The organism is Noviherbaspirillum sp. (genome assembly GCF_036846085.1).
Taxonomy (GTDB): Bacteria; Pseudomonadota; Gammaproteobacteria; order Burkholderiales; family Burkholderiaceae_D; genus Noviherbaspirillum.
The window spans coordinates 1-8,245 of sequence record NZ_DAIUCO010000241.1 but is presented as its reverse complement, the minus strand read 5'-3'; the positions used below and the strand labels follow the sequence as shown (position 1 = coordinate 8,245).

The 8,245-nt window shown below is 63.9% G+C and carries 5 protein-coding genes; 1 reads left to right on the top strand and 4 read right to left on the bottom strand.

The window, feature by feature from the left end; all coding sequences use genetic code 11:
• Window positions 1-144: 144 nt before the first annotated feature.
• Window positions 145-1,773 (top strand): HAL/PAL/TAL family ammonia-lyase, encoded by a 1,629-nt coding sequence (locus tag V7080_RS21060; RefSeq protein ID WP_334190351.1) that lies wholly within the window; start codon window positions 145-147, stop codon window positions 1,771-1,773.
• Between the two features lie 48 nt (window positions 1,774-1,821).
• Here the strand turns inward: V7080_RS21060 and guaD are convergent, their stop codons facing one another.
• Genes guaD through xdhA form a run of 4 tightly spaced genes read right to left on the bottom strand, consistent with a single transcriptional unit; the run spans window position 1,822 to window position 7,994 of the window.
• On the bottom strand, window positions 1,822-3,132 hold the full coding sequence (guaD, locus tag V7080_RS21055) for a guanine deaminase (protein ID WP_334190350.1): 1,311 nt from the start codon (window positions 3,130-3,132) through the stop codon (window positions 1,822-1,824).
• On the bottom strand, window positions 3,129-4,148 hold the full coding sequence (xdhC, locus tag V7080_RS21050) for a xanthine dehydrogenase accessory protein XdhC (RefSeq protein ID WP_334190349.1): 1,020 nt from the start codon (window positions 4,146-4,148) through the stop codon (window positions 3,129-3,131). Before xdhC ends, guaD begins: the two co-directional genes overlap by 4 nt.
• On the bottom strand, window positions 4,145-6,502 hold the full coding sequence (gene xdhB, locus V7080_RS21045; RefSeq protein WP_334190348.1) for a xanthine dehydrogenase molybdopterin binding subunit: 2,358 nt from the start codon (window positions 6,500-6,502) through the stop codon (window positions 4,145-4,147). Before xdhB ends, xdhC begins: the two co-directional genes overlap by 4 nt.
• Window positions 6,486-7,994, bottom strand: coding sequence for a xanthine dehydrogenase small subunit (gene xdhA, locus V7080_RS21040; protein ID WP_334190347.1), 1,509 nt, complete (start codon window positions 7,992-7,994; stop codon window positions 6,486-6,488). Before xdhA ends, xdhB begins: the two co-directional genes overlap by 17 nt.
• Window positions 7,995-8,245 lie beyond the last annotated feature (251 nt).

The following is an 8,245-nucleotide window of genomic DNA, read 5'->3' as shown; positions in this document are numbered from 1 at the left end:
GGGGTAGTGAGGTTGAGCTACTGTACGCACTTGCTCAATCTCACTACCCCCATCCCTGCCTTCCCCCTGGGAGGGGGAAGGAGCCCGTAGTCGAGGCGCGTACACTTCGAGTGTTGCGCACCCAAAAATTCGGAAAGCAAATCCATGTCCACCACACTCGCCATCGACGGCTTCACCCTCACCGCCGACCAGGTCGCTGCTGTCGCCCGCGATACCTCGATTACCGTGACGCTTGCCGGCACCGCGCGCGCCGCGTTGAAGGAAAGCCGCGATTACATCGAAGCGAACTGGATGCACGACGATGCGCCGATGATGTACAGCTTCAACACCGGCGTCGGCCTGCTGAAGGACACCCGCGTCAAGGTCGAGCACATCGGCCTGTTCCAGACGCAACTGATCAAGGCGCACGCCGCCGGCATGGGCGAGCCGTTCGATGAGCAGGTCAGCCGCGCGACCATGTTGCTGCGTGCCAACGCCTTTGCCAGCAACTACTCCGCGCCGCGTGTCGAGGTTGTCGACAGATTGCTCGCCTTCATCAATGCCGGCATCCATCCGCTGATGCCGCAGAAGGGATCGGTGGGCGCGTCCGGCGACCTGGCGCCGCTTGCTTATCTCGCGGCAGCGATCGCCGGCTTCGACGAAGCGGAAGTGATCTACAAGGGCGCGCGCATGCGGGCGCCGGAGGCAATCCGGCAGGCGGGCATCGGCGAGGTGAAATTCGAGCTGCAGGCGAAGGATGCGTCCGCACTGATCAACGGCTGCACCGTTTCCCTCGCGGTCGCGCTGCTCGCCGCCCGCGACGCGCGCAATCTGCTCACCGACGCCTGCGTATCGCTCGGCCTGTCGCTGGAGGCGATGCGGGTCGAGATGTCGGCCTTCGACGAACGCATCCATCGTGCACGTCCGCATCCGGGCCAGATCAAGGCGGCCGCCGCCATCCGCACCCTGCTGGCCGGGTCCACCAGGACGATCCATACGGCGCGCGCCGTGCAACTGCCGGAGGAAGTGCGCCGCGCCGACATCGCCTACACGCCGCGCATACAGGATGTGTATTCGCTGCGTTGCGCGCCGCAGGTATACGGCCCGGTCTTCGATGCGCTCGACTACATCGACGGCATCATCGCCCGCGAGATCAACTCCGCCACCGACAATCCGCTGATCTTTCCGAAGGACGGCGGCGGCTTCGAAATCATTTCAGGCGGCAATTTTCACGGACAGTACCTCGCGCAGGCGGCCGACCTGCTGGCGATGGCGATCACCGATCTCGGCAGCATCTGCGAGCGCCGCATCGCGCGGCTGATCGATCCGGGCATGTCATGGGGCCTGCCGCGCAATCTGATGTCGGGCATCCGCGGCGTCAATACCGGTTACCCGGTGGTGCAGTGCTCGATGAGCGCGCTGGTGATGGAAAACCGTACGCTCTGCATGCCGGGCAGCGTCGACAGCATCCCAGCCAAGGGCAACAGCGAAGATCACATCTCGAATTCCACCTGGTGTGCCCGGAAGGCGGCCACCGTGGTGGCCAACACGCAATACATCGTCGGCGTCGAAATGCTGCTGGCGGCGCAGGGGCTTACGATGACGGAGGAGGCGCTGGACGGGTTCGTTCTCGGCAAGGGCACGCAGGCTGCCTACGACGAAGTGCGCCGGCAGATCGCGGCCTGCCTCGACGGCGATCGCTGGTTCCATGACGACATCGCTGTTGCGCGCTCCTTCGTGACCAGCGGTTCGGTGCGGGATGCGGTCGTACAAAAGATCGGCGCTTTCCTGTAGGCGCTGTCTTCGTCGCGATGCGATGCTGATCGTGACTGCCTGCGCATCCTATGCAACCGCGGTCCGGAGATGTGCAATGTCTCCCGCAACGAAGGTGGCGGCGATCGCGCGGTCATCCCCCAGCATCGCAAGCGCAAACAGCAATTCCTCCAGATCCTTCGCCTGCGCGGTGCGGCGTGCCAGCAAAGGTGTCGCTTTCGGGTCCAGCAGGATGAAGTCGGCTTCCGTACCCGGCGCAAAATTGCCGATAGTTCCTTCGAGCCTCATGCTGCGCGCATTGCCGAGCGTCGCCATGTAGAACATGCGGCTGGCCGGCAGGTGGGTGCCGCCCAGGCGACCCACCTTGTAGATTTCATTCATCGTCTGCAGCATCGAGAACGAGGTGCCGCCGCCGACATCGGTCGCGAGCGATAGCTGCACACCGGCGGCATCCGCCGCATTGAAATCGAACAGGCCGCTGCCGAGGAACAGGTTGGAGGTGGGACACAGCGCTGCCGCCGATCCTGTCTCGGCCATGCGCCTGCGGTCGACGTCGTCGAGCCAGATGCAATGGCCATACATGGCACGCTCACGCATCAGGCCATGGCGATCGTAGACATCGAGATAGCTGCGCGAATCGGGATATAGGGCTTTCATCCAGGCGACTTCATCGGTGTTTTCCGCGACATGCGTCTGCACATAGGTATCGGGATAGGCGCGTGCCAGTTCTCCGGCAAGCTGCAGTTGCGCCGGGGTGGAGGTCGGCGCGAAACGCGGCGTGATCGCATACATCTGGCGGCCGCGCCCGTGCCAGCGCCGGATGAGCCGTTCGCAGTCCTGCGCGCCGGCTTCCGCGCTGTCCTGCAGAAAAACCGGGCAATTGCGGTCCATCATGACCTTGCCCGCAGCCATGCGCAGGTTGCGCGATGCGCTTTCGGTAAAAAATGCATCGACCGATGCCGGATGGACGGTGCAGTACACCATCGCGGTGGTAGTTCCGCAGCGCAGCAGTTCGTCGAGGAAAAAGGCGGCGACTTCGCGCGCATGCTGCGGATCGTCGAACCGGCGTTCGGCGGGGAAGGTGTAGGTTTCCAGCCAGGGCAGCAGGCCGGGTGCCGGGGATGCGATGATGTCGGTCTGCGGATAGTGGATATGCGTATCGATGAATCCCGGCATGATGATCCTGCCGCGATGGTCATGCTCCGGCGCATCCGGCGGAAATGTATTTCTCAGCGCCGCATAGTCGCCGGCGGCAACCACGCGACCGTCAGCGACAGTGAGCAATCCGTCCTCATGCCATCGGCATGCATGGTTGTCGAGCCTGGGGTCGCCGGTATAGTGCAGCACGCTGCCCCGGTGGATCTGCAATTCGCTTTTCATGCGGTTCGCTCTTCGCCCGGCGCGTGCATAGCCGCCATCTGCTGTTCCCATACCTGCAGCAATTGTGCCGCGACCGCTACCGCGATGACGGCCGGTGTCTTGCCTTCGATGCCGGGCATGCCGATCGGGCAGATCATTCGCGCCAGCACTTCCGGCGCAATGCCGATATTGCGCAGCCGCCGTTCAAACTGGATGCGCTTGGTGCGCGATCCGATCAGGCCGAACCATCCTGTGCCATTGCCGATGTCGGCACGGCGCAGGATGGATTCCGCCAGTCGCTGGTCGAGCCCATGGCTGTGGGTCATCACCAGAAAACTCGTACCGGGAGGCGCCGTGTCGATCAAGGCTTCCGGCGTGTCGGTGACTTCCATCGCCACCTGGGGCGGCAATGCATGCGGGAACAATTCCTCGCGTTCATCCACCCAGGTAATGCGGCAGGGAACGCCTTCCAGTACCCGCACAATCGCCGCGCCAACATGACCGGCGCCGAACAGGTAAAGATGCGGCTCGCCGCCGAGGCAGGGATCGATCAGCCAGTGGCGTCCCGCGGCATCGATAAGGAGGCGGCATTGCCTGACCGCATGCAGATCGATCCCGGGCGGGGCCGCATCTGCTGTGGCGATCAGTGCGCATTCCGGGCCGTCGAGGGGAACCAGTCGCCAGCAATCGACGTCTGCCCGCCGCCGGATATCGAGCGTGACGAAGCCGGCATGGGCGTCGATATCGATATATTCGAAGGCGAGATGCACCACGCCGCCGCAGCATTGGCCGAGCGTCGGCCCGAGCGCCAGCCGTTCGATGCGCGGCATCCCTTTCTTTCCCGCGCTGAGCAGCCGGCGTGCGATCCCGATCGCTGAAAATTCCAGGTGGCCGCCGCCGACGGTATCGAAGCAGCGGTCCTCGGTGACCAGCATCTTGGCACCGGCCTCGCGGGGCACCGAGCCTTCGGACCTGGCTACCGTCACCAGGACCGCCGGACCATGCTGTGCAAGCAGCGCGGATAGCCAGTCGTTCATGTTCGCCTTCCTCCGTGCATCGCACGCACCTGTTCCACCGCATGCAGAATTTGCTCGCCGGTGGCAGGCGCATTCAATGGCGGGTTGAACCGGTATTCGCCGACCGCCGATACAGCGTCGCGTATAGCAAAGAATACCGAAAAGGCCAGCAGCAGCGGCGGTTCGCCTACCGCTTTCGAGCGATGGATACTGTCCGCACTATTGCGGTTCTCGAAAAGCCGCACCCGGAAATCCGCCGGGCAGTCCGATACGGCCGGGATCTTGTAGGTCGACGGTGCATGGGTCATCAGTTTGCCGGCGTCGTTCCACCACAGTTGCTCGGTGGTCAGCCAGCCCATGCCTTGTATAAAACCGCCTTCCACCTGGCCGATGTCGATGGCCGGATTGAGCGAACGGCCGGCATCGTACAACACGTCGGCGCGCAACAATGTCCATTCGCCGGTCAGCGTATCGATGAGCACCTCCGAGATCGCCGCGCCGTAGGCGAAATACGAGAATGGGCTGCCTGTCATGGTGGCCGCATTCCAGTGCAGGTCCGGCGTGGCGTAGAAACCGTCGGACCACAGCTGCACCCGCGACAGGTATGCCATGCCGACGAGTACGGAAAATGCATATTCGTTGCCGTTCACGTGAACCTTGTTGTCGGCGAACACCACATCCTCCGCGCTGCCGCCATAGCGCTCGCTAGCGAAAGCTGCCAGTCGCAGGCGTATCCGGCGGGCGGCATCCTGCGCCGCCTTGCCGTTGAGATCGGCGCCGGTGGAGGCGGCGGTGGCGGAGGTGTTCGCGACCTTGCCGGTATCGGTCGGCGCCATGCGCACGCGATCGAGGGAGATGCCGAGCTCATGCGCTACCACCTGCATCACCTTGGTATGTACGCCCTGGCCCATTTCGGTGCCGCCGTGGCTGACGAGGACGGAGCCGTCGACATACACATGCACCAGCGCGCCGGCCTGGTTCAGGTGGGTGACATTGAAAGCAATGCCGAACTTCACCGGCGTGATGGCGATGCCTTTCTTCAGCACCGGGCTCGATGCATTGAAGTCGCGTACCGCCGCGCGCCGCCGGCGATAGTCGCCGTTATCCTCCAGTTCCGCGACGAGTTCATGCAGCACATTGTCGGCGACCCGCTGGCCGTAGGGCGTTAGGTCGCGGCCGTCGCCGCCGTTGCTGCGGCCGTAGAAATTCACTTTCCGGATATCGAGCGGATCGCGCCCCAGGTGGCGCGCAATGTCATCAATGATGTACTCGATTGCGATCGCGCCCTGCGGTCCACCGAAGCCGCGGAAGGCGGTGTTGGACTGCGTGTTGGTCTTGCCGCTCAGCGCCGAAATATCGACATCCGACAGGTAATACGCGTTGTCGACATGGCATACCGCGCGGGTCGCAACCGGACCGGAAAGGTCGGCGGAATAGCCGGCGCGCGTCACCATTTCCAGGCGCACCGCATGGATGCGGCCATCATCATCGTAGCCGGCTTCGTATTCGTAATAGAAGCAATGCCGCTTGCCGGTCGCCATCATGTCGTCGTCGCGGTCGGCGCGCAGCTTGACCGGGCGATTCAGATGCGCGGCAGCGATCGCTGCCGCCGCCGCCCACACCGCCGACTGCGATTCCTTGCCGCCGAAGCCGCCGCCCATGCGCCGGCATTCGACCATGACATGATGCGAATGCAGGCCGAGCGCATGGGCCACCACATGCTGCATCTCGGACGGATGCTGGGTCGAGCTGTACACCAGCATGCCGCGGTCTTCCTTCGGAATCGCATAGGCGACCTGGCCCTCCAGGTAGAACTGCTCCTGGCCACCGACATCCAGCACGCCTTGCAGGCGTTTGGGTGCCTGTGCCAGCGCACGCTGCGCGTCGCCGCGTTGCAATCGCATCGGCGGCACCACGAAGGATCGCGCGTCGCGCGCCGCCTTCGGCGTCAGGATGGCAGGCAGCGGATCGTACTCGATGCGCGCAAGACGCGCGGCGCGGCGCGCATTGTCATAGCTGTCGGCGATCACCAGGAAGACCGGCTGACCGACATACTGCACCAGCCCGTCGGCGAGGATGGGATCGTCATGCACGATGGGACCGCAATCATTCACGCCGGGAATGTCGGCGGCGGTGAGCACCGCGACCACGCCGTGCGCCTTTTTCACCGCATCGACGTCGATGCCGAGAATGCGGGCGTGCGCCTGCTGCGACAATCCGAATGCCGCATGCAGCGTGCCTTGCAGCTCCGGGATATCGTCGGTGTAGGCCGCTTCGCCCAGCACATGCAGTCGCGCTGATTCATGCTGATGCGGCCGGCCCACCTCGCTCCAGGCGGCGATTGTGTCGAAGACAGCTTCACCCGGCTTGTTCATCGCATCCTCCTTCCATTCCTGCGGTCCTGAAGGCAAACACATCCAGCGCCGTGGCCGGCAGCGGCGCATCGGCGCGGGTTTCGAACCAAAAGCGCCGCAGCAGGTTTTTCGCCACCGTCATCCGGTAGGCAGCGGACGCACGCATATCGGTCAACGGTGAATAATCCTGTTCCAGCATGGCGGCCGCTGCATCCAGCGTGGATTCATCCCAGGGCCGCCCCAGCATCGCAGCTTCGGCAAGGAGCGCACGTTTCGGCGTCGACGCCATGCCGCCGAAGGCAATGCGGCAGGTGGCGATGCGATCGCCCTCGAGCGTGATGCCGAAGGCGGCGCATACGGCGGAAATATCCTGGTCGTACCGCTTCGCCAGCTTGTAGGTGCGAAATCGCAGTCCGTCCTGCGGCAAGGGCACGCGGATCGCCGTGACCAGTTCGTCCTGGCGCAGATCCTTTTTCTGATACCCGAGATAAAAGTCTTCCAGCGGCAGCACCCGCTCCCCGGTCCGGCTGCGCAGCACGACCTCGGCACCGAGGGCGATCAGCCAGGGCATCGAGTCGCCGATCGGCGATCCGTTCGCGATGTTGCCGCCCAGCGTGCCTGCATTGCGCACCGGCAGGGAGGCAAAGCGTTGCCACATGTCCGCCAGTTCCGCCGGATACAATTCAGACATCGCACGATAGGCGTCCTCCAGCGACACGCCGGCGCCAATTTCCAGTTGCCGGGCGGACCGCGTCACGGCCTTCTGTTCGGCCACTTCGCCGAGATAGATGAAGTCGTCGAGATCCCGCATCTGCTTGGTCACCCACAGGCCGACATCCGTCGAACCGGCAAGCAGGCAGGCATCGGGCCGGTCGGCGCGCATGGATAGCGCCTCGTCGAGGGAGCGCGGCGCATCGAAGCGGCATCCTTCGTAGTCGTAGCGCAGCGCACGATCGCGTTGCAAGGGCCGCAAGGCATCGGCGATCGCGCCGGTGTCCAGGGACACCGGCGGCAGTTCGAACATGCGGCGCGCGGCGTCGATGATCGGGCGGTACCCGGTGCAGCGGCAGAGATTGCCCGACAGCGCTGCATCGATCTGCTTGCGTTGCGGCGGTGCGGCACCGTCCTCATGGTTGAGATACAGTCCCCACAGCGACATCACGAAACCGGGTGTGCAAAAACCGCACTGCGAGCCATGGCACTCGACCATCGCCTGCTGCACCGGATGCAGCGCCGCGCCGCGGGGTCTGACATCCTCGACGGTGAACAGGGCCTTGCCGTCAAGCGTCGGCATGAACTGGATGCAGGAATTGACGGTTTTCAACGCCAGCCGATCGTCACGCAATTCGCCGACGACCACCGTGCAGGCACCGCAATCGCCCTCGGCGCAGCCTTCCTTGGTGCCGGTGCAATGCAGGTCCTCGCGCAGGTGCTGCAGCACTGTGCGGGTCGGCGCGCCGGATTCGATTGTCCGGATGGCGCCCTGGTGGTAGAAGCGAATGATGTCGGGCATGGGTGTGGAGAGTTGTTTGCGTTGCCTGTACGACGCCAGCCATTGTTCCGAAAAATCGTATTCAATATTCGCCGGCGGGTTTCCTCCCCCTCCCAGGGGAGAAGGAGCCGTGCGTAAGGCTATTCCGAGCAATGTTAACCTGCCACAGGTTAGCACCCCGCACCACCCCCGATATATAAAATCGCAAATGCCCGTTATGTCCATCCGCATATTCCACCGCACGTGCCCCGAAGTCGCCCCCAGGTATACGT

Bases quoted from the DNA above. Each gene is read 5' to 3' on its own strand.
- V7080_RS21060 (WP_334190351.1), top strand. From the start codon at position 145: ATGTCCACCACACTCGCCATCGACGGCTTCACCCTCACCGCCGACCAG.
- guaD (WP_334190350.1), bottom strand. From the start codon at position 3,132: ATGAAAAGCGAATTGCAGATCCACCGGGGCAGCGTGCTGCACTATACC.
- xdhC (WP_334190349.1), bottom strand. From the start codon at position 4,148: ATGAACGACTGGCTATCCGCGCTGCTTGCACAGCATGGTCCGGCGGTC.
- xdhB (WP_334190348.1), bottom strand. From the start codon at position 6,502: ATGAACAAGCCGGGTGAAGCTGTCTTCGACACAATCGCCGCCTGGAGC.
- xdhA (WP_334190347.1), bottom strand. From the start codon at position 7,994: ATGCCCGACATCATTCGCTTCTACCACCAGGGCGCCATCCGGACAATC.